20 protein-coding genes, 1 tRNA gene and 1 other RNA gene are annotated in these 20,707 nt (G+C 64.5%); 5 read left to right on the forward strand and 17 right to left on the reverse strand.

From position 1 onward, the window contains the following. The first annotated feature begins 98 nt into the window (after window positions 1–98). The gene (locus tag KXR83_RS12025; RefSeq protein ID WP_116914980.1) at window positions 99–491 is read left to right on the forward strand and encodes a cupin domain-containing protein; all 393 of its coding nucleotides are present in this window, start codon (window positions 99–101) and stop codon (window positions 489–491) included. Between the two features lie 22 nt (window positions 492–513). On the opposite strand, the gene KXR83_RS12030 is transcribed toward KXR83_RS12025, so the two are convergent. From KXR83_RS12030 to KXR83_RS12055, 6 genes are all read right to left on the reverse strand, one after another. Beyond that, window positions 514–2,505 (reverse strand): hypothetical protein, encoded by a 1,992-nt coding sequence (locus KXR83_RS12030; RefSeq protein ID WP_437425055.1) that lies wholly within the window; start codon window positions 2,503–2,505, stop codon window positions 514–516. A 98-nt stretch (window positions 2,506–2,603) separates the two neighbouring features. Next, window positions 2,604–3,005 (reverse strand): hypothetical protein, encoded by a 402-nt coding sequence (locus KXR83_RS12035; protein WP_133248591.1) that lies wholly within the window; start codon window positions 3,003–3,005, stop codon window positions 2,604–2,606. A 90-nt stretch (window positions 3,006–3,095) separates the two neighbouring features. Then, a complete protein-coding gene (locus tag KXR83_RS12040) occupies window positions 3,096–4,361 on the reverse strand; it encodes a Fic family protein (protein ID WP_437425056.1) in 1,266 nt (421 codons plus the stop codon). 345 nt (window positions 4,362–4,706) lie between these two features. Beyond that, window positions 4,707–4,779 (reverse strand) — tRNA-Ala (locus KXR83_RS12045). 148 nt (window positions 4,780–4,927) lie between these two features. After that, a complete protein-coding gene (locus KXR83_RS12050) occupies window positions 4,928–5,674 on the reverse strand; it encodes a DsbA family protein (RefSeq protein ID WP_437425057.1) in 747 nt (248 codons plus the stop codon). Beyond that, entirely contained in the window at window positions 5,671–6,213 is a 543-nt protein-coding gene (locus tag KXR83_RS12055; protein WP_437425058.1) for a MauE/DoxX family redox-associated membrane protein, read from the reverse strand. The genes KXR83_RS12050 and KXR83_RS12055 overlap by 4 nt, the downstream gene beginning before the upstream one ends. A 107-nt stretch (window positions 6,214–6,320) precedes the next feature. On the opposite strand from KXR83_RS12055, the gene KXR83_RS12060 reads away from it, so the two are divergent. Beyond that, complete coding sequence (locus KXR83_RS12060; RefSeq protein ID WP_437425059.1) at window positions 6,321–7,070, forward strand: VIT1/CCC1 transporter family protein; 750 nt, start codon at window positions 6,321–6,323, stop codon at window positions 7,068–7,070. Between the two features lie 81 nt (window positions 7,071–7,151). Here KXR83_RS12060 and pgm read toward each other — a convergent pair whose 3' ends face one another. After that, window positions 7,152–8,798: a phosphoglucomutase (alpha-D-glucose-1,6-bisphosphate-dependent) gene (gene pgm / locus KXR83_RS12065; RefSeq protein WP_437425060.1), complete on the reverse strand. Its 1,647-nt coding sequence runs from the start codon at window positions 8,796–8,798 to the stop codon at window positions 7,152–7,154. A gap of 189 nt (window positions 8,799–8,987) precedes the next feature. Between pgm and KXR83_RS12070 the strand changes: the two genes are divergently transcribed. Both KXR83_RS12070 and KXR83_RS12075 read left to right on the forward strand, forming a co-directional pair. Beyond that, window positions 8,988–10,193, forward strand: coding sequence for a lipase family protein (locus tag KXR83_RS12070; RefSeq protein ID WP_437425061.1), 1,206 nt, complete (start codon window positions 8,988–8,990; stop codon window positions 10,191–10,193). Continuing rightward, the gene (locus KXR83_RS12075) at window positions 10,187–10,771 is read left to right on the forward strand and encodes an alpha/beta hydrolase (protein ID WP_437425062.1); all 585 of its coding nucleotides are present in this window, start codon (window positions 10,187–10,189) and stop codon (window positions 10,769–10,771) included. Before KXR83_RS12070 ends, KXR83_RS12075 begins: the two co-directional genes overlap by 7 nt. 111 nt (window positions 10,772–10,882) lie before the next feature. Here KXR83_RS12075 and KXR83_RS12080 read toward each other — a convergent pair whose 3' ends face one another. The 10 genes from KXR83_RS12080 to KXR83_RS12125 form a co-directional block, all read right to left on the reverse strand. After that, window positions 10,883–11,728, reverse strand: a complete 846-nt coding sequence (locus tag KXR83_RS12080) for an aldo/keto reductase (protein ID WP_437425063.1) — start codon at window positions 11,726–11,728, stop codon at window positions 10,883–10,885. An 87-nt stretch (window positions 11,729–11,815) separates the two neighbouring features. Beyond that, window positions 11,816–12,183: a transfer-messenger RNA gene (gene ssrA, locus KXR83_RS12085) on the reverse strand. Window positions 12,184–12,299: 116 nt separating this feature from the next. Further along, the gene (locus tag KXR83_RS12090) at window positions 12,300–13,769 is read right to left on the reverse strand and encodes a cutinase family protein (RefSeq protein ID WP_437425064.1); all 1,470 of its coding nucleotides are present in this window, start codon (window positions 13,767–13,769) and stop codon (window positions 12,300–12,302) included. Window positions 13,770–14,301: 532 nt separating this feature from the next. Beyond that, complete coding sequence (gene smpB / locus KXR83_RS12095; RefSeq protein WP_023963127.1) at window positions 14,302–14,775, reverse strand: SsrA-binding protein SmpB; 474 nt, start codon at window positions 14,773–14,775, stop codon at window positions 14,302–14,304. A gap of 132 nt (window positions 14,776–14,907) precedes the next feature. Further along, window positions 14,908–15,813 (reverse strand): permease-like cell division protein FtsX, encoded by a 906-nt coding sequence (ftsX, locus tag KXR83_RS12100; protein ID WP_023963125.1) that lies wholly within the window; start codon window positions 15,811–15,813, stop codon window positions 14,908–14,910. 66 nt (window positions 15,814–15,879) lie between these two features. After that, entirely contained in the window at window positions 15,880–16,569 is a 690-nt protein-coding gene (ftsE, locus tag KXR83_RS12105; protein WP_023963123.1) for a cell division ATP-binding protein FtsE, read from the reverse strand. A 66-nt stretch (window positions 16,570–16,635) separates the two neighbouring features. Further along, window positions 16,636–17,124 carry a hypothetical protein gene (locus tag KXR83_RS12110; protein WP_437425065.1) on the reverse strand — a complete coding sequence of 163 codons (489 nt, stop codon included), beginning with the start codon at window positions 17,122–17,124 and terminating at the stop codon, window positions 16,636–16,638. Beyond that, window positions 17,121–18,059 (reverse strand): mechanosensitive ion channel family protein, encoded by a 939-nt coding sequence (locus KXR83_RS12115; protein WP_437425066.1) that lies wholly within the window; start codon window positions 18,057–18,059, stop codon window positions 17,121–17,123. The genes KXR83_RS12110 and KXR83_RS12115 overlap by 4 nt, the downstream gene beginning before the upstream one ends. 123 nt (window positions 18,060–18,182) lie before the next feature. Beyond that, window positions 18,183–19,295 (reverse strand): peptide chain release factor 2, encoded by a 1,113-nt coding sequence (gene prfB, locus KXR83_RS12120; protein WP_062799180.1) that lies wholly within the window; start codon window positions 19,293–19,295, stop codon window positions 18,183–18,185. Between the two features lie 64 nt (window positions 19,296–19,359). Further along, window positions 19,360–19,770: a hypothetical protein gene (locus KXR83_RS12125; protein WP_437425067.1), complete on the reverse strand. Its 411-nt coding sequence runs from the start codon at window positions 19,768–19,770 to the stop codon at window positions 19,360–19,362. Window positions 19,771–19,902: 132 nt separating this feature from the next. Here KXR83_RS12125 and hisN point away from each other — a divergent pair, with 132 nt between their 5' ends. Beyond that, window positions 19,903–20,706: a histidinol-phosphatase gene (hisN, locus tag KXR83_RS12130; protein ID WP_437425068.1), complete on the forward strand. Its 804-nt coding sequence runs from the start codon at window positions 19,903–19,905 to the stop codon at window positions 20,704–20,706. Window position 20,707 lies beyond the last annotated feature (1 nt).

Below are 20,707 nucleotides of genomic sequence, written 5' to 3' on the forward strand. Positions count from 1 at the left end.
ATCGCCGAGGTCAAGGAGTTTGTGGTTGTCGCATTGTGACAACCACTTGTCACGCCTCACTTGATGAAAGGCAATCCACCACTTCGTCAGGAGTCGCCATGCACATCACCAAGAGTGAGATCCCGGTCAAGATCGACGTACCGGGGGCCAAGGCACGTCAGTTGCCCGATTTCGGGTCGGCGTCCGCCGGGCCCGTGGGCGCGGAGTATTTCAGCCTGGGCGCGGGGACCGACATCGCGCCGCTACTCGAAGGTTTGGCCGACGACGCTTGCCACTCACCCCACTGGGGTTACCTGATCTCCGGCGAGGTGGTCGTCAGCTTCACCGACGGCGCTGCCGAGACGTGCGTCGGCGGCGATGTGTACTACTGGCCACCGGGACACTCGGTACGCGTTGTCCGTGACACAGAGGTTGTCATGTTCAGCCCGCAGGTCGAGCACGGCGCCGTGATGGATCACATGCTCACCAAGCTGGCCGCCGCGACGCCCTAGGAGAGGCCGTGCCACGAACCACTCAACGAAGCACCGTCCACATGATCGGCGCAACGGTGTCGGGTGAATAGCTGCAGCAGCTTCCGGTCCGAACGGTCTTCTTGAGGTGGTCTCCCAACACGGGATCGTGCTCGGCGAGACGGTCGAGCGCATAGCGCAATGATCTGGTGACGCTGGTCCGGGCTCGTTCGGCGGCCCCACCGGTGTGGCGCAGTCGTCCGCCGAGACCGACCGCGCCACTCAATTCGGCGAGCAGGAACTCGCGGTCGCGTTGCGCCAATTCGACCCGCGCGATGTCGTTGTTGTGCTCCGCCTCCGCGATGTCCTGATCGACGTCGTCCAATCGCCGGCGATACGCGGCACGGGCCTGTTCATCGATGATCGGGACCGGGTCGGCCACCTCGTGGCCTCCACACAGGTCCATCGCCCGGAACTCGTGACCGGGCCGCGACAGCAACGTCGCCAGGTATCGGAGGCCTCTGAGGTCGGAGAGAACCGTCTCGGTGTGGCGGAACGCGAGTCGCCACCGGTCACCGGTCCACGTCATCGTCGCCGCCATGGGCTCGGCGGTCGTCGCCGAGGAATCCCCGGCCAGCAGCGCGGCCACCTCGGCCGCCCGCCTGACCGCTCCGAATGACTCGAACTCCGCGTGAGCAGCCTGCCAGTCGAGACGACTTCGCACCGAGTCGCCCGCAGCTGCACAGGCAATCCCCAGCACCACGCGGGCCACGGCTGCCTCATAGGGTGCGTCCAGCTCACACCACTGCACCACGGCGATGCCGGCTTCATCGACGGCGAGCTCGGGGACGTCGGCCAACAGGTGTGCCCGCGCTGTGGCCAGCGCCGCGCAGGCGGCCAGACCCTGACCGACGAACCGTTCGCTGATGCTGCGCAGGCGCGCGGCTGCCCGTGTTGCCGTAGCGGCGTCGCCACCGGCGTAGGCGATCTCGGACTGGGCGTCGAGTAACGGTACGAGCCGCAGGTCTCCGAACGGCGGCCGTTCCTTCCACGGCAGATCCGGCGGGTTGGTCACGGCGTCAGCGATGAGTTCTGTCGCCGCACCGATCTCACCCTGCTCCAGCCGCAGCAGCGCAAGCCCCCGCAGTGACGGCCACGCCCGTCGATGCGCCTCCAAGAACGCACCCTCCGCGCCATCCAGATCACCGAGGCGGAGCCTGATGTTGCCGAGTTCGACCAGCGGCCAACCGAATTCGCGACGCATCCAGGGACGGAGTTCGTCACAGGCCGCGAGCGCCTCGTGTTCGGCCGCGGCGCCGGGGCCGCTGACTCGCAGTAGTTCGGCGCGGTGCACGCGGCACCGCCCATGTAAGCCCCCGTACGCGTGACCGTGGCGCCAGTGGTCCATGACGTCGGTCCATTCGCGAGCCCGGTCGTAGGCGAGCAACCCCTGCGCGGCGCAGATGAGTTCGCAATAGAGCATCCCCGTGGTGAACGGATCCACGGCGCCCGACATGAGCTGCAGTGCAGCATCGTCGAGAATTGCGAGGCCCGGTTCCACCTCGCCGTCAGCGATGAGCAGACGTGCGGTCGCCACCTGCCCCAGGAGTACGGCAGACGAGACGTCCAGCTGTGCACCGAGTTCCATTGATCGCTGAGCTTGCCGACGTGCTCCGTCCGGGTCACCGCACATGAAACGTTCGTACGTTCTCACCATCGCGAGCAACGCGTGAGCCGGCACCTCACCGAGCCCCGCGAGCTCGCGTTCGGCTCGCGCGACCCAGCCGCGAACCGGTGCCATCAAGCCGGTGTCGACCAGAAGGTGGAGTGCCACATGTGCTGCAGCCCAGCCCGCACCCGCATGCTCGCCTGCATCGCGTCGACGCTCGTACAACGACTCCCACACACCGACAGCAACTTCGAACTCGCCGTTCCCGTAGTGCGCCATTGCGCGGACCTCATCGGCCTTGGAGGAAGTCTCGTGGGCGAGCAGAGCCAGCGCGGCGGTCCATTCGTCGCGCGCCATGGCCGCCTTGGCGTCGGAGAGGCCGGTCATCGCCCCAGATCGCTCATCGGCCCAGTATGACCGGGCACGATGTTCATTTGGGTGAAGTCACAAACCTCCGACTTTCGGGCGCGAACCGTCCACCCGTGTCAGGTGGCCCGCGTCGGCTGATACCTGCGGATCAAGCCCACCACGAGTGCAGCCGCACCGGCCAATCCGAAGATCACGACCTCGCTGGTCTGGTCTCCGCGGGCGGACTCGCATGCCTGCACTTGGCTGGTGTTGTCGCCGAGCCCGAGACTGTTGGCGGAGTTGTCACCGAGGTAGCGATCGGCCAGCGCTCGGGTCAAATCCTTGGTGGTGTCGCCCAGGTTGAACTCGGCGTCCTTCGCCACTGCCGACGAATCGTCTTTCAGCGCCCAGCTCCCGCAGCCCGTGCCCTGCGAGTTGTCGACCGGCCAGAACGCGAACGCCGCAGCCACGACGAGCAGTATCGCCGCCGCGATGAGGAACACCCGACCCGGTTGCCCAGATCTCTTCGGCAGGTTCACGGCAGCGGGGTCCTTTCACGAATGAACGTCTTCTTTGATTCCTCGTTCATGATCGCAAAGTTGTTACCGGTGGGCTTCGATGGGCAAGAATCACTCACCATCCAGCTCGAGGAGCGATATGCCCCGCGCGGTGAGTCCGAAGCGCAGCGGTTTCTTCGTCACCGTTTCTATGATCCCGGCATCGTCCAGCAGCTGGAGTCGCGGGCGGATGAACTGACTCGACCGTTTAGCCGCGTCGGCCAAGGTTTGCAATTTGACGGTGCGGTTCGCATCAAAATGGTGAGCCTGTCCCAGGGTGTACAGGACTGCACCGACGTCATCGCGATCAACCGGCGGCGCCGACTCGCGATCGAGTCCTACGCTCAGGGGGAATTGCTCATCTTCAAGCAGAACCCGGATACTCGCCGCGATTGAGTCAATCTTCCGTCGACGCTCGGAGAGGTCGAGCAGCAAACGATGTTGCGCCTCGGCGATGATCTCCAGCATGTCGATCAGATAGGGCGTGAGATCCCCGCGGTTCAGCGAATTCTCCGCGTCGGCGAATGCTCGGTAGTAGCGATCCTTGTTGTCGGCGACAGTCGCCGACAGCGCCAGGCTCGCATACGGTGCCAGCACCTGCCGAAGGTCCAGTGCGAGAAGGTAGCGCCCGGTTCGGCCGTTCCCGTCGTAGAAGGGGTGCGTGTACTCGAAGATGAAGTGCGAGACCACCGCTCTGATCAGACGCGGGATCGAGTCGTCGCGCCCCTGGCTCAGCATGAGAGTCAGCGCGTCGTCGATCGCCGACTCGGGCAGCACACCGGTGTGCACGACCTTGGTTCCTGATTCGATCGATACCGGTCCTTGCCGGAACCGCTGTCCATCGGGGGCGTCTTCGTCACGAATTTCGCCCCGAGTCACCGCGTCGTAGACAGCCCGGATGTCGTCGAGCGTCTGCGGACTTTCGGCCTCGTCGTCGCCGATGGCGAGGTAGAGCCGCACCATCTCCGCGAACCGCCTATCCGTGATGAGTCGTTCCGCCCGCACGGCCTCGATTGCCTTGCTGATCTCCTTCCGGGTTGAGCGGACATGTTCGATCTCGTTCGTCGCCTGGATTTCGTCGATCACCATGCGATCCAGATAGTGGCGGCGCGCGGCGCCCGGCAGCCCTTCCCACTCGGCTCGAATCGTCGGCTCGAAGCTCATGATCCGTTCGATCAGGGCTGCGACTTGGGGTGTCATCAGTGCGAACATCGAGTGTTCGCCGATCATCAGGTCCCAGTGGAGGGCGGCAGGCGAATCTCGTCGAGCTCGTTCCTCGGCGTCAGTACCAACACGATCTCGCTGATGAAAGATCGACCTCAACGTCCTGTACGCCATCTGGTCCTCCCCGCGCCGCACACTGAATAGCTGCCTGCTTCAGGCTATCTATTTTATCCAGAACCCATTCTGGACCAAATAGCGCGGCGGGCGCGAGTGCCTTTTTACGACCGTGCGGACCGTACAAGAAGTAGCTGATACCCGTCGGACAGATCGTTGAGGCCGCCGTCGTCAACGCTGAACTCAGATCGAGGCCAATCACGGGTGATGAGGTTGACGGCTAAAGATCAGTCACTGACGGACGTTGCCTGACTCGGTGGTTGATCCCCACCACTCCTGACCCACCGCGGGGGTTCATACGACAAAGGGCAGATCGGAGTAGTCCCTGATCTGCCCTTTGTGAAGTGGAGCTAAGGGGACTCGAACCCCTGACCCCCACACTGCCAGTGTGGTGCGCTACCAGCTGCGCCATAGCCCCGTATTCGGTTTTTGCACCCGCGCCAGGTTGTTTGCCCTGGTGCTGCGTGCTCGATCGAAATTACACCATCGGCGCGAACCCGGCCAAATCCGCTGTAGCGGCGACTTCGGCCGGGTTCTCCCCCGCATTCACCGGGGGTGCGATGTTGTCAGTTGTTTGCGCCGCCGAGGATCTGATCAACCCAGCCGGTTCCGTTGGTGATGGTGACCTTCTTGCCGTCCTGCAACACACTGGGAGTTCCGACCTGACCGTCGAGCGCCTTGGCAAGCTGCGTCTGCGACTCGTCGGCGATGGACTCGGCAGCCTGGACCTGAGTGCCGTCGGCGATGCACTGCTGGGTGGCATCCGAAGCGCCGACGTCCTTGGCGAACCCGGCCAGCGTCTGATTGTCGTGGTCGTCGCCGCCCTCCTTCGGCTGCACCGCGAAGAGCTTGGAGTGGAACGCAAGTTTCACGTCCTGATTCTCGGCGTCAGCCACGCACTTCATCGCGCCCGCTGCCCGAGAGCTGTAGTCACCCGACCCCGACTGCTCGTTGAGGAAGGTCAGCATGTGGAACCGCACCTGCAGCTGCCCGCTGTTGACTGCGTCGGTGATGGTCTGGCCGGACTGTTGCTCCACGCTGGCGCACGCCGGGCATTGGAAGTCCTCGAACATGTCGATGGTGTGCGGAGCCGTCGGGCTGCCCACCACGAACGTCGCGGAGTTGGACAACACGGCGCTGTCGGCGCCGCCCTTGTTGCGCTGGCTGTTCCAGATGATGCCGCCGATGACCACCGCCGCGATCACCAACACCGCGAGGCCGGCGAGCACATACGTGGTGGTGCTCGACTGCGCCTGGGGCTGGTACTTCGACTTCGCCGTCTTCGGAGCGGGCCGTTTGCTGTTGCTACTCAATGCTTTTCCTCGGTTGCCATTTCATCATCTACACCCGCGGCCGTCGCGGGGTCGTTGGAGTCATCGTCGTGGTCGTCGCGGGCCACCCGTGGTCGAGAGCCCGGGCCGAGCGCCAGGGGGCTTCGCGGGAAAACGATCAGCCACGCTGCGAGTGCCAGGAACCCGACATCCCGAAGGATCTCGGTGAGGTAGTTCCGCCACGACACATCGGCTTCCCCACCGCCTCCGAAACAACCGCAGTCGATCGTGTAGCCCCGTGCCCACACCGACACGATGGCCGCGATCAGCAGTACCAGCAACACCGCCGAGGCGATGGCCGCCGGACGTACGGCCAACCCGATCAACAGAAGCAGTCCCAACGCGATCTCAGCCATGGGTAGCACCAGCGACACCGCGTACGCGGTCGAATCCGGAAACAGGTGATACGCCTTCACCGCGATCTCGGACTGGTCGGGATCAACCGCCTTGATGCCACCGGCTACCAGCCATACCGCCGCCAAGCCGATACGAACCGGCACGCTCACGACGTATCTCCACACACGCACCAGCCTAACGACCACCGCCTGAGAGGTCGCTTAGCAAAAGCACGCAGCTTCGAACACGTGCGAAGCAGAGGTCGACAGGTGTCGGCCGATACCATCTCGTGGTGGCCATTCCAGGTTCCTCGGACCAGACACCGCATCCTGCCGACGTGGGTGTGGAAGAGGTCGGGCACACCCACGCCAACGTGGCAGGCGGTCGACTCCGTGCCGCGACATTCGGCGCGATGGACGGCCTGGTCACCAACATCAGCCTCGTCGCCGGTGTCGGCGCGTCAGGCGCCAGCGGGCACACCATCGTCCTCAGCGGAGTTGCCGGGCTGGTGGCCGGAGCGTTCTCCATGGCCCTCGGTGAGTTCGCCTCGGTCTCCACCCAGAACGAGCAGGTGGACGCGGAGGTAGCTGTCGAGCGTCGTGAGATGCGCAAGCACCCCCGAGAAGAACTGCACGAGCTGGTCGAAGCGTTCATCGAGATGGGGATGTCGGAACAGACCGCGACGGCGGCGGCCGCCGAGATCCACCAGGACACCGACAAGGCCGTGAGCCTGCACCTGACGCAGGAGCTCGGCGTCGATCCCGATGAGAAGCCGTCACCGAAGGTGGCAGCGGTCTCGTCGTTCGTGATGTTCTCGATCGGCGCGGTACTCCCGCTGATCCCCTACCTGCTCGGGTTCGAATCGCTCACGGCTGGATTGCTCGTGGGTGCCGCCGGCCTGATCCTGGTCGGTGGACTGGCTGCCCGGATCACCGGCCGACCGATCTGGAAAGGCGCGCTGCGACAACTCCTTTTCGGTGTCATCGCGGCCGGTGCCACCTATCTCGTCGGATTCGCGATCGGGGTGCCCGCGGGCGGCTGACACCGCCCACGCACGGCCTTGCGTGTCGCGCTTCGGTTCGAACCGGAGCGGGACGCACAAGACCGTGCGGCGTCTGAGCTTTCAGCTCGATCCGAGCACGCCGTCCACCAATTCCTGGGCCTCGTTCTGAACCTGGGCCAGATGGTCTGCGCCATTGAAGGATTCGGCGTAGATCTTGTACACGTCTTCGGTGCCCGAAGGCCGAGCCGCAAACCAGGCGTTCTTGGTGGTCACCTTCAGACCACCGATCTTCGCGCCGTTACCCGGCGCCTCGGTGAGTACTGCGGTGATCTCCTCGCCGGCCAGCTCGGTTGCCTTGACCTGCTCGGCCGACAGCTTCCCGAGTACCGCTTTCTGCTCGCGGGTGGCAGGGGCGTCGCGACGCGCATACGCGGGCGACCCGCCGTATTGCTCGGCCAGCTGCGCATACCGTTCGGACGGCGAAATGCCGGTGACGGCAAGGATTTCCGAGGCCAACAGCGCCATGATGATGCCGTCCTTGTCGGTGGTCCACACCTGCCAATTCTTGCGCAGGAATGACGCGCCCGCACTCTCCTCACCACCGAAACCGACCGAACCGTCGAGCAGTCCGGGCACAAACCACTTGAAGCCCACCGGCACCTCGACGAGCTGCCGGCCGATCCCCGCGACCACCCGATCGATCATCGACGAGGACACGAGGGTCTTCCCCACTGCCGCGCCCTTGGGCCAGTCGGGCCGGTGGGTGAACAGGTAGTCGACGGCAACCGCCAGGAAGTGGTTCGGATTCATCAGGCCGCCGTCGGGCGTGACGATGCCATGCCTGTCGGAGTCGGCATCGTTGCCGGTGGCGATCTGGAAGGAATCCCGAGCGTCGATCAGCGATGCCATCGCATTCGCGGAACTGCAATCCATCCGGATCTTGCCGTCGGTGTCGAGAGTCATGAACGAAAACGTGGGATCCACAATGGGATTGACGACAGTCAGTCGTTCCAGTGTGTAGCGGGCACCCAGCTCGGCCCAGTACCCAACTGACGCGCCGCCCATCGGATCGGCACCGATACGCACCCCGGAGTTCCTGATGATGTCCATGTCGACCACGGAATTGAGGTCGTCCACATAATTGGCGCCGAAGTCATAGGTGCCGTAAAACTCGGACTCCTTGGCCCGCTCGAACGGGATTCGCCTGACGCTGCCCACACCGCTCTGCAACAACTCGTTGGCGCGAGCGGCGACCTGCGAGGTGATGTCGGTGTCGGCGGGTCCACCATTGGGCGGGTTGTACTTGAAGCCACCGTCTCGAGGCGGGTTGTGGGACGGCGTCACGACGATTCCATCGGCACTCGGTCCCCCGCCGCTGTTGTGCGTCAGGATCGCATGACTCAGCGCCGGTGTGGGAGTGAATCGGTCTTTGTTGTCCACCAGCACATGGACGTCGTTGGCCACGAGGACTTCGATGGCCGTCTGCCATGCGGGCAGCGACAACGCGTGGGTGTCGCGTGCGATGAAGAGCGGTCCGGTGATGCCGGCGACGGTGCGGTACTCGACGATCGCCTGGGTGGTCGCAATGATGTGGTCCTCGTTGAACGCACCGTCGAGACTGGAACCGCGATGGCCCGACGTGCCGAAAACGACTTGCTGGGCCGGGTTTTCCGGGTCAGGCTTTTCCGAGTAGTAGGCGTCGATCACCGCCGACACATCAATCAGATCTTCCGGTAGTGCCAGGGTCCCCGCACGCGGGTGAGCCATTGAAAATCCTTCCGGTTGTCTGCGACCGGCCGGCGGGCGGCGGTCACAATCCTCGGCGTCTTTGACTGGACCCCCCGAATTCTGCCACCGATCGCGGTCGCCATGGGGTTGGCGCGGGTTACACTCCTCCCGAACACCGCTCCAAACGTCTGGGCGGACGACCTCGGTCGGGGTGACGGAGGCACATCAATGCGCGTTCACACGTTGTTTCGGCGTGGGCTGGGAGTGAAGATCGCGGCCGCCGTCTTCGCAACCGCCGCTGCCATCGGGTTCACCGCTGCGCCCGCAAGCGCTGCCCCGTTCATGCCGGCCACCGACTCGGATCCGTTCTATGCAGAACCGGCGGGCATCGAGAATGCAGCCAACGGCGACGTGCTCCGCGTGCAAGCGCTGCCGAGTCCGTTCCCCGGATCCAGTGCCCAGAAGGTGTTGTTCCGCAGTACCAATTCGCAGGGTGAACCCATCGCCGCGGTCACGACGGTCATCGTTCCCGACGGCGGGGCTCGCCACGACCTGCTGTCGTATCAGCCGTTCACCAACTCTCTCGGGCCGCAGTGCGCGCCCTCGCATCAGATCTTCCGTGGCGGTCTGCAGGAGCAGCAACTCATCGGTGTGGCGCTGGCGCGTGGCGTCGCGGTGAACATCCCCGATCACCTGGGACCGACCAGCGCCTACGGGGCTGCCCGACTCGGCGGCACCATCACCCTGGACTCCGTCAGGGCCGTCCAGTCGAGCCCCGGATTCCGGGTCGGCGATTCACGCACGGTACTCGCCGGGTACTCGGGTGGCGCCATGGCCACTGCCTTCGCAGGCGTGTTGGCACCGACGTACGCCCCGGAACTCGATCTTGTCGGTTTGTCCGCGGGGGGCACACCGGTCAATCTCGAGGCAATCGCCCGCACGCTGGGTGTGGCCCCGAACCCGCTGTTCGGCCTGGGCTTTGCAGCCTCCCTCGGCCTCGAGCGCGAGTACCCGAACGAGGTGTCGTTGTCTGAGCAGCTGAATGGTCGGGGTGTCGCGCTGGCCAACCAGATCCGCAACGCGTGCACCGACCCGATCATCGATGCCGGCGCCAACATGAAGATCGCCGACGTGGTCGACTCAGGGACCTTGGCCAACACCCAGGCCGGTGTCGATGCCCTCAACCGCAACAGCGTCCAGATGTTCCCGGGCGCGCCGCGGATGCCGGTGCTGCTCTACCAGGGTGCCGATGACCAGCTCACTCCCACGTCCCGGGTGCTGGCCACCGCTGCACACTGGTGCCGACAGGGAACGCGGGTACAGACAGTGATCGTCCCCGGTGACCACGGCTCCACCATCGCGGCCGGTGTCCCGATCGCATTGAGCTACCTCAACGACCGCCTGGCAGGGGCGCCGGCACCCAGCACATGCTGATACCCGGTTTGCCGGTGGCGGCATCGGTCTTGGTGTTGCCCGGTGGCACCGACAACTCGACAACGCCGTTCAGCCGACGCCAACCTGCACCGATGCGGATGTACCCGTTCACGTTGTCGCTGCGTGCGCTTCCGCGAGTGGTGGTGCACCAGGCCGTCTACGACGTCCACGGGTGGAACGGCGAGCACAACAGTCCCCTCGCTCCCGCCCAGGCCGCCTTGGACCGCCTTATCGACGCGCATCCGGATTCCCCGGTGATCCTGGTCGGGCATTCGATGGGCGGCAGGGTCGCCGCGCATCTCGCCGCCGACAAGCGGGTGGCCGGCGTTCTCGCCTTGGCGCCGTGGTGGCAGCACGCGGATTGGGAGTACATCCATGGCGAGGCACGGGTCTTGGCGCTACACGGGACCGCCGACCAGCGAACGTATTCGGCCCGGACGGAAAAGGGCATCACGCAACTCCGCGAGCGTGGGGTCGACGCCGAGTTCGTGCCGATCGAGGGCGGCGGCCACGCCATGCTCGACCACGTCTGGACGTGGCAATCGACTTCGCTGACCTTCGTCCGCAGCTTCCTGTAGTCGAAGTTCGCGCCACCTACGACGAAACGCCCCGGTTGCAACCGGAGCGTTTCGAAGTGTGCGGCGCGAATTTCGGCCTGAGTGGTCAGCCTGAGGGGCGAGCCTGAGCGGTCAGCCGACGTAATCGAACGTGTCGGGATTGGGGCCGACCCGGCCGTCCTCGCCCTTGTCGAGCGCGTCGATCTTGGAGACTGCGTCGCTATCGAGCTCGAAGTCGAACAGCGCGAAGTTCTCCTGCACCCGCTTGGGGGTCACCGACTTCGGGAAGATGATGTCGCCGCGCTGAATGTGCCAGCGCAACACAACCTGTGCCGGGCTCTTGCTCACCTCGGCAGCCAGGTCGGTGATCACCGGATCGTCGAGAACCTTGCCCTGCGCGATTGGTGACCAGGCCTCGGTCGCGATGCCGTGGTCGCTGCCGTACTTGCGCACGGTGTCGTTGGCCAGGTACGGGTGAACCTCGATCTGATTGACCGCCGGCACCAGTTCGGTCTCCCTCGCGAGCCGCTCGAGGTGCTCCACCTGGAAGTTCGACACACCCACGGACTTCGAACGGCCCGACTTCGCGAACTCGATCATCGTGTTCCAGGTGGAGACGTAATCGCCGCCGTACTGGGTGGGCAGCGGCCAGTGGATGAGGAACAGGTCGATGTAGTCGAACCCGAGATCGGACAGGGTGGTGTCGAACGCTTTACGCGCAGCATCGGGCTCGTGGAACGAGTTGTTCAATTTGCTCGTCACGAAGATCTCGTCGCGCGGGATACCCGAGGCGCGAATGCCTTCGCCCACCTCTTTTTCGTTGCCGTACATCTCTGCGGTGTCGATGTGCCGGTAGCCGATGTCGAGTGCCGTCTTGACCGCATCGGCGGTGTCCTCGGGTTTGATCTGGAAGACACCGAAGCCCAGCTGCGGAATGGTGTTCCCGTCGTTGAGAGTGATGTTCGGAACCTGAGTCATCGTCGTACTCTCCTCATTGGTTGTGCCCTGGACACGAAAACGGGGAGAGAACCATTGTTTGGTTCTCCCCCCGTATCCGTGATCTGACGGTGGAGCTGCCGGGAATCGAACCCGGGTCCTTCGCCGTTTCAGCAGGGCTTCTCCGTGTGCAGTTCGCTAAGCCTCTACTCGGATCTCTCGGTCACGCGAACAAGCCGAGATGACGATCCCAGTCGCTGTTTGATGTCCCATTGCGGTCCGCGACCGCCCGCAACGGTTAGCTCTCTGAATGATGCCGGTACCCGGGGCGAGAGCTCACCCGGGCCGACAGACCAGCCGTCGCTTAGGCAGCGAGGGCGTAGTCGCGCTGATTCTTATCGGCGCTTAATTGGTTGCTATGACGCTTACGGTGGTCTCTAGCCTGCACCGACACGCTTCCCCTACCTTGACGCACGCAGTCGAAACCGTTCAGCCCCTCGATAGGTTCCACCGCACCGAAGTACGGCAGACATACATCGTAACAAGCACTGCGGCCCGAATCATTCCCATTTCGATTCGGGCCGCAGTGTTGTCACCCTCTCGGGCGCTGTGATCAGGCCGGCTGCACGCCTGTACCGATCACTGCCAGCGCCTCGGCGAGCGGGTCGCGCGAGGTGAGCACCTTCTCTGCCGAGTCCAGCACCACGTCGACCACCTCGGGAAGCTGCGGTGCCACCACGCCAACACTCTCGACGACGGCGGTTGCGATCTCGACTGCGTCCGGTGCCTGATCGGCCAACGAAGCCGAGGCTTCATCGACCGTCGAATCGATGGACGCCACCGGAGTGTCGCCCGCCGGCGAGTCGTTCACCGCCGACTCCCGCAACCACGTGCTCACGTATTCCGAGCCCGTACGCCCCGACGAATCGGCAGGCTGGTCGAAATAGCTGACGTGACTCGGCCCCGGGTACCAGTAGCTGGGTTCGGTTGCCATCGTCACGAGCCCGAGATTGTCGCGGAGGCCGGCCTCCCTCTCGTACTGGAGTCTCGCCTCCCAGGAGACGGGCAGATCCACCACGAAACCGAGCACTCCGGAGACAGACAGATCGTCCGGGGTGGGCACGGCAACTGATGGCGAACTGTTCTTCTCCACTGCCCGGCCGAGCGATTCCGAACCCGACAGCCAGTCCGGCGTGGCGAGTACGTACGCACCGGTCCGCAGTGCCGTCCGAACAAGTGCGTTCCCGAGATCAGATGCAATGCCCGACGGGTCGGTGGTGTCGATGTGCATCTGTTCGGCGATGTTTGCGCCCGTCCGGACCACCTGCGCATCCTCGGGAATAGAGCACGCGAAGTCACCTGTCTCACAGAGAGATACGACCCGACCGGTGAGCGCACCGAATCCGGCCGATCCGGCCGACCCGATGCCGCCGCCGACCGCGACCTCAGTGGTACCGGACAACGTGCGAGCACCGTTGAGCGGTGCCCGAAGGCCCGGCGCCCCTGGTACGAGACCCGTACCGGCGGCGCGGTTGGGATCGGAGATCAGGTACACACCGCGTACCCGGTCGGGCGCCACGGGCCCCCGGTTCTCGCCGATGTCCGCGGCGACCTTGTGTGCGATGTCGGCGCCCTGGCTGTATCCGACGATCGCGATGTCGGTGCCCGGTCCACACTGCGCCCCGATCTGGCGGATCTGGGCGTTGGTGGCCTCGACTCCTCGCGCCGAGGAGTCGGCGTATGTGGTCCCGTCGGCGGTGTAGCCGAAGTCTGCCGGATACGGGACATAGGTGGTTTGCATTTCCCCTGGTGGCACCCCACGCCCAGCTTCTTCGATCGTGGGGGCCAGAACTCCGGCCTGCTGGTGCGGGTCCCGGTTGACGCTCGAATCGAGCGTGCCCGGTACCACCACCACGTGCAGGTCCGGACAGTCACTGATCGGCCGGGCCGATGCGACCTGCGGTGTGGCGGTCAGCGAGATCGCCGCTGCCGCGACCGCGGCAACGCCCAGCACAGAACCCCGTAAACGGCGTCTGGCCGGTGAAGAGGTGAGGCCCCCGGTGTGGCCTCGCGTTCGATTCATGCTCGGTTGCTCCTGTTTTGACACGCACCACAAAGGGCGACATGTTCTTTACGACGTGCCCGAAAACGGCCGATTGGCCACCCGCATCAACGAGGGCTTTCCAGAAATGACACATGGCGATCATCTGTCATCCGATTGAACGGCGCGCGGCGAGAAAGGCACGCGCACACAAATTGCTGGGCGCGACAGGTGAACGCAATGGTTCACGTCGGCGCAGCACTTGAGGTTTGGGCCACCGAGACCCATGAATGTGATCTTCATCGCTCAATGAAGTCCACGGACACGGCCGACCGTGCGATGAGGTAGTTCGTGTCCGCTTGTGGCCGAGCGACTCTCGGCCGGCATCCGATCACCCGCCGGGCGACGAACCATGATTCTCGACTCAAAAGTCCGGCACGGTGCCCGATCGGCGATTTAGAAGAAACCCGGTGCGCGCAATTCCGCGAGCAGTCGAAGAAAAATCACGGTGAACAATTCGACGAATCGGCTACGGCCAATTTTTGCGGCAACGCCGAATATGCAGTGGGTGTTTTTAACGCATTCCCTTGACGCGCCTGCCCAATTCACGAGTGACCTCGCGTTCGGCGTCGCGACGGGCCAGATCGTGCCGTTTATCGTGAGCCTGTTTACCGCGCGCCAGTGCCAATTCCACTTTGACCTTGCCATCGCTGAAATACATCGACAGCGGTACCAGGGTCAGGTTGCCGTCACGGATCTTCCCGATCAGGCCATCGATCTCGCGGCGGTGCAGAAGCAGTTTGCGATTGCGGCGTGGCGCATGGTTTGTCCACGAACCGTTGCCGTACTCCGGGATGTGAAGGCCTCGCAACCACACCTCGCCGTTGTCGACGGTGGCGAAGGCATCGACCAGCGACGCCTTGCCGTCGCGCAGGCTCTTCACCTCGGTGCCCAGCAACGCGACGCCCGCCTCGTAGGTGTCGAGAATGGCGTAGTTGTGCCGCGCCTTACGGTTCGTCGCAATCGCCTTGCGACCTTTTTCCTTCATCGATTCACCTACCTTCGTCCCGTCTTCTTGCGCTTGTGGTGCGCCGAGCTGTTCATTTCACCGAGCCACGCAACACTACACACGCTGCGTCTGGACGTCGCGTGATTTGTCTACCGGCCGAGATCGGCGGTGTCACTCGCGGACGTAGTACCGCAGCGTGCCGTATGCCGTCACGCTCGAGAGCACCACGCCGATGATGATCAGCCACGGGGCCACGAACAACACGTCGGCCGTCTGGATCTTGGCCAGGATGTTCACCCCGTAGAGGTCTTGCAGTGCCCGGTCGAAGAACAACGCCTTGGCTCCGAATAGTCCCGCGATGGCCAGCAGTGAACCCACCACGGTCGCGACCACCGCTTCGAGGAGGAACGGCAGCTGGGTGTACCAGCGTGTCGCACCCACCAGGCGCATGATGCCCACTTCCGTGCGTCGGGTGTAGGCAGCCACCTGAACAGTGTTGGCGATCAACAAGATCGCGGCGATCGCCTGCACCAGCGCGATGGCGAAGGCAGCATTTCGTGCCCCGTCGAGGACGCTGAAGATCCGTTTGACCAGCTCGCGTTGATCGAGGACGCCGTCCACTCCGTCGGCGTCCTTGAACTGATCGAGGACAGCACCGAACTGATTCGGGTCCGCCATCCTGACCTTGAACGATGCGGGAAGAGTGTTCTCTCGCACCAACGCGGCGATGTCCGGGTTGTTCGCAAATGTCTTGGTCTTGGCGTCTTTGAACGCCTCGGCGCGGTCGATGTACTGCACCGACTCCACGCCACGGGCAGCTTCGATCTGCTCCCGCAACGGCGCACATGGCGCGGCCTTGCAGTCGGGGTCGGCGTCGGTCACAGGATCGGAGATGAAGATCTGCATCTCCACCCGGTCGAGGAAGATGTCCTGGGTCTTGTCGGCCATCTGCACCACCAGCAACCCCGCGCCGAACATGCCCAGCGTGATCGCGGTGGTGATGGTCATCGCCATGGTCATCGTGACGTTGCGGCGCAGTCCGTTCAGGACCTCGCTCAATATGAAACTCGCGCGCATGTGAGTTCGGGTGTCCTCCCGGTCGGGACTACAGAAGTAGGTGAAAGTCGAAGGGTCGGAGCCGGCTCAGCCGCCGAGCCCGTAGACGCCATGGGCGTCGTCACGGGTGAGACGGCCGTTGCTGAACTCGAGCACACGGCGCCGCATCGCATCGACGATCTGGCGGTCGTGTGTTGCCATCACCACCGTGGTCCCGCGTCGGTTCACCCGATCGAGCACCTCGACGATCTCCCGGCTGGTGTCGGGATCCAGGTTGCCGGTGGGCTCGTCGGCGAGCAGCAGCAGCGGCCGGTTGGCGATAGCGCGAGCGATGGCAACGCGCTGCATCTCACCGCCCGACAGCTCGTAAGGCATGCGGTCCGCCTTGCCGGACAGCCCGACGTACTCGAGGACTTCCGGAACCACCTTCGACACGGTGCTCTTCGGCTTCCCGATCACCTCGAGGGCAAACGCGACATTCTCGGCCACCGACTTCTGCTGCAGCAACCGGAAGTCCTGGAAAACACATCCGATGGACTGGCGAAGCTTCGGCACGCGTCTGCCCGGCAGTTTGTTCACGTGAAAATCGCCCACATAAACATCACCCGAGGTGGGTTTGTCTTCCTTCAACAGGAGCCGGAAGAAGGTGGATTTGCCTGATCCGGAGGGGCCGATGAGAAACGCGAAATCGCCCTTGTCCACCTCGAGAGAAAGATCTCGCAAGGCGGGCCTGGTCGATGCCTTGTATTGCATCGTCACATTCTTGACGCTGATCACGGTCTGCCAGTGTAACCACGGATCCTGGCCATCCGGCTCAGACTTGCCCGGGCCCGGGGGCCGGGATCACCGCGCGATGCTGGGGGTGGGGATCTCCAATCCCGGAATCAGCCCGCCCCGGGGCCGCTCGGTCTGCGTGGGGACCGTGGTCTCGATGGTCGACGAGCTCGAGGGTGGCTCGACCTCCACGGACGACTCGGTGGTCTCGGGTGTGGTTGTCGTCGCGGTGGTTGTCGTCTCCTCGGTGGTCTCCGGAGGCGGCGGTGTGGTGGTGGGGACCTGCTGCTGCCGGCTGGTCGTCGCCTGCGCCTTCTCGTCGTCGAGATTGCTGTAGTACTCCGACCGCTGGCCGTAGAGGAGCATCGCGCCGATGAACAGCAACACCAGCGCGGCTGTGGTGGTCCGAACCCTCCCGCCGAAGAGCGTGCGCGGGATCCGATGCCACCACGCTGGGCGGTCCTCGGCCTCTGGGGCGGCAGGCGTGGGCGCACCGCCGGCGGGGATGTTCGCCGAGTTCAACGGCTCGTTGTCCGGGTTCTGCTGGTTGTCGGTCATCGGCTTCCCTCCTCGGCGGCGACGGGTGACACGGAATCGGTTTCGATGGCGCTGCCCGGGGCCAGCGCGATACCGGCGCGACCGAATGCCCGGACGATGCGCGAGCGGAGGTCGCGGCTCACCTCGAACTGTTTGCCTGGCAGGGTGCGGGCGACGATGCGGACCGTCATGGTGTCCACCTCGATGTCGATCACGCCCATCGCGGTCGGCTCATCGAGCAGAAGGTTGCGGGTGCGCGAGTCGGTGAACGCCTGGTGTCCGATCTGGGCGATGAGGTCGTTCACCTTGCTCATGTCGGCACCGATCGGCAACGGAATGTCGACCACCGACCGTGCCCAGTCCTTCGACAGGTTGATGGCCTTGACGATCTGGCCGTTGGGGATGGTGATCATCTCGCCATCGGCGGAGCGCAGTTTGGTGATGCGCAGTGTGACGTCCTCCACCGTCCCCTCGGCGGGTTCGGTCGCGCCGACGATGGCCAGGCTGACCACGTCACCGAATCCGTACTGCTTCTCGGTGATGATGAAGAAGCCGGACAGCAGGTCCTGCACGATGCGCTGCGCACCGAAACCGAGGGCCGCACCGAGCACTGTCGCGGGCGCGACGAATCCGGTGATGGGGACGTTGAACTGCCGCACGATGTTGAAGCCGGCGATGATGTACACGATCGCGATCGCCGCCCAGGCGAGGATCTGCGCCACCGAGTGGCGATGCTTGATCGCCTCCGAGCGCACGAGGGCATCGGATTCGGTGAACTGCGAGTCGATGCGCGCGGTGATCCGTCCGACCACCCACTGGATGAATCGGGTCGCGAGCAGGGCGCCGAGCACCCAGAGAACGATGCTCAGTCCCTGTAGGGACAGCCATCGGACGAAGCGACTGGTTCCGGCCGGGGTTTCCGGCGCTGCGGTCACAAGCGCGACGAGGTCTTGCATCAAATCGGGTTGCTCCTCCGGGTCGTGTTCGGGATCGAGCCAATACCGTCCGGGCGCCTACTCGAAGCACGCGGCCGGTGGACACCGGTTCAGGCGGGTGGTGCGGTCAGGCGTTGTGCGGCCTCAGGCGTTCTGCGCCATCCGCCACCGGATGCCGGATTCTATGAAGCCGTCGATGTCGCCGTCGAGGACCGCGGTGGGGTTGTTCACCTCGAACTCGGTCCGTAGGTCTTTGACCATCTGATAGGGATGCAGCACGTATGACCGCATCTGGTTGCCCCAGCTGGATCCGCCGTCTCCCTTGAGGGCGTCCATCTCGGCGCGTTCTTCCTTGCGTTTGCGCTCGAGCAGCTTGGCCTGCAGCACGCGCATGGCGGCTACCTTGTTCTGCAACTGACTCTTCTCGTTCTGACAGGTCACCACGATACCGGTGGGAATGTGTGTCAGACGCACAGCGGAGTCCGTGGTGTTCACCGACTGTCCACCAGGTCCGGATGAACGGTAAACGTCAACGCGCAGTTCGGTTTCCGGGATCTCGATATGATCTGTGGTTTCCACCACAGGAAGCACCTCGACCTCTGCGAACGACGTCTGCCTGCGCCCCTGGTTGTCGAACGGACTGATCCGCACCAACCGATGGGTGCCCATCTCGATGGACAACGTGCCGTACATGTACGGCCCCTTGACCGCGAAGGTGGCCGACTTGAGTCCGGCTTCTTCGGCGTAGGAGGTGTCGTACACCTCGACCTTGTAGTTGTGCTTCTCCGCCCAGCGGATGTACATGCGCATCAACATCTCGGCCCAGTCCGCGGCGTCCACGCCCCCGGCGCCGGATCGGATGTTGACCAGCGCGTCACGATGGTCGTATTCACCCGCCAGCATCGTCTTGACCTCCATCGCCTCGATGTCGGCCCGCAGTGCGATGCGCTCGGCGTCGGCGTCGGCCATCGCCTCGGTCTGGGACGCGCCTTCCTCGGATTCGGCCAATTCGTAGAGGAGTGGCACGTCTTCCAGTCGCTGCCTCAGCTCGGAGACGCGCCGCAGCTCACCCTGGGCGTGGGACAGCTCGCTGGTGACCTGCTGGGCGTGTTCCTGGTTGTTCCACAGCTCCGGATCGGCGGCCTGGTGTTCGAGTTCGTCGATCCGTCGCCGGAGCTCCTCGAGGTCGAGCACCTTCTCCACTGTGGTGAGGGTCGAGTCGAGGGCGTCGAGGTCTGCTGAAACGTCTGGATGCACGGTCACCCAGGCTACCGGTCCTTGCAGACCATGGCGGCGACCGCCGCAGCGGGACTCTCGAGGATCAGTGCTTGTGCAGGTCTGGACCCGACGTGCCCGGACCACCGCCGATCGGCCCGGCGATCTGCCAGGTCGATTCGGCCTTACCCGGTTTGTAGGTGACCGGGACCTGGTCGCCGATCTGCGGCCACGCCGACGACATCGGCATCACGAAGCGGCCGTAGACATCGGTCGGGGCGGTGTCCGGCCCGGTGATCGTGCCCGAGACAGTGCAGAAGGCTTGGTGGTTCTTGTCACCTTCGACGGGTTTGTCTGCCACGCCGGTCAGCGTGAGGGTGCCGGGCACCCGATCGGTGAACGCGGCGCTGCCCTCGCGAGGGGCAGCGGCGCCACCGGACCGTCCGCGTTGCCACTGGATCAACAGCACCGCGAGCAACCCGGCGAGCATCAGCGTGATGATGATCGAGAACCACATGAAATCGCACTCCTGGGGTCGGAAGCGGTCGCCGGTCGGGTCGTTCGCGGCACGCCTGTCGGTTGAGTTCAGGTTAGCCGGACGACCTGGCGACATCGGCCGGTAAGCGGGTGTTCTGTAGTTTTAGCGTCCATGACCTCGCCGACGCAGTCCGACCTCGACGTGGCGCTGACACTGGCCGACGCCGCCGACGCCATCACCATCGACCGTTTCGGCGCGGTGGATCTGCGCGTCGACTCCAAACCCGATCTGACCCCGGTGTCCGACGCCGACCTCGCCGTCGAGACGATGCTGCGGGAGAGGCTCGCGGACCTGCGCCCGGACGACGCGGTTCTCGGCGAAGAGTTCGGCGGCGAGGCGCAGATCAGCGGTCGCCAATGGGTGATCGATCCGATCGACGGCACAAAGAATTTCGTGCGCGGGGTGCCGGTCTGGGCCACCCTGGTCGCGCTCCTCGTCGACGGGGTGCCGCAGGTGGGTGTGATCAGCGCGCCCGCTCTCGCGCGCCGGTGGTGGGCTTCAGCGGGCGAGGGCGCGTTCGCGCAGCGTCCGGACGGCTCGGCGCGGCCGATCACGGTGTCGCAGGTGACCGAACTCGACGCGGCGAGCCTCGCGTTCTCGAGCCTGTCGGGGTGGCGCGACCGCGGGATCCGGGATCAATTCATCGCCTTGACCGATGCTGTCTGGCGGGTTCGCGGTTACGGCGACTTCTACAACTACTGCCTCGTTGCCGAAGGCGCGGTGGACATCACCGCGGAGCCGGAAGTGTCTTTGTGGGACCTCGCGCCGCTGGACATCCTGGTGCGTGAGGCGGGCGGGACGTTCACCTCGCTCGACGGAACGGCCGGCCCCCACGGCGGAAGTGCGATCGCCACAAACGGCACGTTGCATGCTGCCGTTCTCTCCGCGCTACGGCAGGGCGACGGCGCATACTGAC

The organism is Williamsia muralis (genome assembly GCF_051487485.1).
Lineage (GTDB): Bacteria > Actinomycetota > Actinomycetes > Mycobacteriales > Mycobacteriaceae > Williamsia > Williamsia muralis_B.

Coding starts and splice junctions, on each gene's coding strand:
- KXR83_RS12025 (WP_116914980.1), top strand. CDS start 99: ATGCACATCACCAAGAGTGAGATCCCGGTCAAGATCGACGTACCGGGG.
- KXR83_RS12030 (WP_437425055.1), bottom strand. CDS start 2,505: ATGACCGGCCTCTCCGACGCCAAGGCGGCCATGGCGCGCGACGAATGG.
- KXR83_RS12040 (WP_437425056.1), bottom strand. CDS start 4,361: ATGGCGTACAGGACGTTGAGGTCGATCTTTCATCAGCGAGATCGTGTT.
- pgm (WP_437425060.1), bottom strand. CDS start 8,798: ATGGCTCACCCGCGTGCGGGGACCCTGGCACTACCGGAAGATCTGATT.
- KXR83_RS12070 (WP_437425061.1), top strand. CDS start 8,988: ATGCGCGTTCACACGTTGTTTCGGCGTGGGCTGGGAGTGAAGATCGCG.
- KXR83_RS12075 (WP_437425062.1), top strand. CDS start 10,187: ATGCTGATACCCGGTTTGCCGGTGGCGGCATCGGTCTTGGTGTTGCCC.
- KXR83_RS12080 (WP_437425063.1), bottom strand. CDS start 11,728: ATGACTCAGGTTCCGAACATCACTCTCAACGACGGGAACACCATTCCG.
- KXR83_RS12090 (WP_437425064.1), bottom strand. CDS start 13,769: ATGAATCGAACGCGAGGCCACACCGGGGGCCTCACCTCTTCACCGGCC.
- smpB (WP_023963127.1), bottom strand. CDS start 14,775: ATGAAGGAAAAAGGTCGCAAGGCGATTGCGACGAACCGTAAGGCGCGG.
- ftsX (WP_023963125.1), bottom strand. CDS start 15,813: ATGCGCGCGAGTTTCATATTGAGCGAGGTCCTGAACGGACTGCGCCGC.
- KXR83_RS12110 (WP_437425065.1), bottom strand. CDS start 17,124: ATGACCGACAACCAGCAGAACCCGGACAACGAGCCGTTGAACTCGGCG.
- KXR83_RS12115 (WP_437425066.1), bottom strand. CDS start 18,059: ATGCAAGACCTCGTCGCGCTTGTGACCGCAGCGCCGGAAACCCCGGCC.
- KXR83_RS12125 (WP_437425067.1), bottom strand. CDS start 19,770: ATGTGGTTCTCGATCATCATCACGCTGATGCTCGCCGGGTTGCTCGCG.
- hisN (WP_437425068.1), top strand. CDS start 19,903: ATGACCTCGCCGACGCAGTCCGACCTCGACGTGGCGCTGACACTGGCC.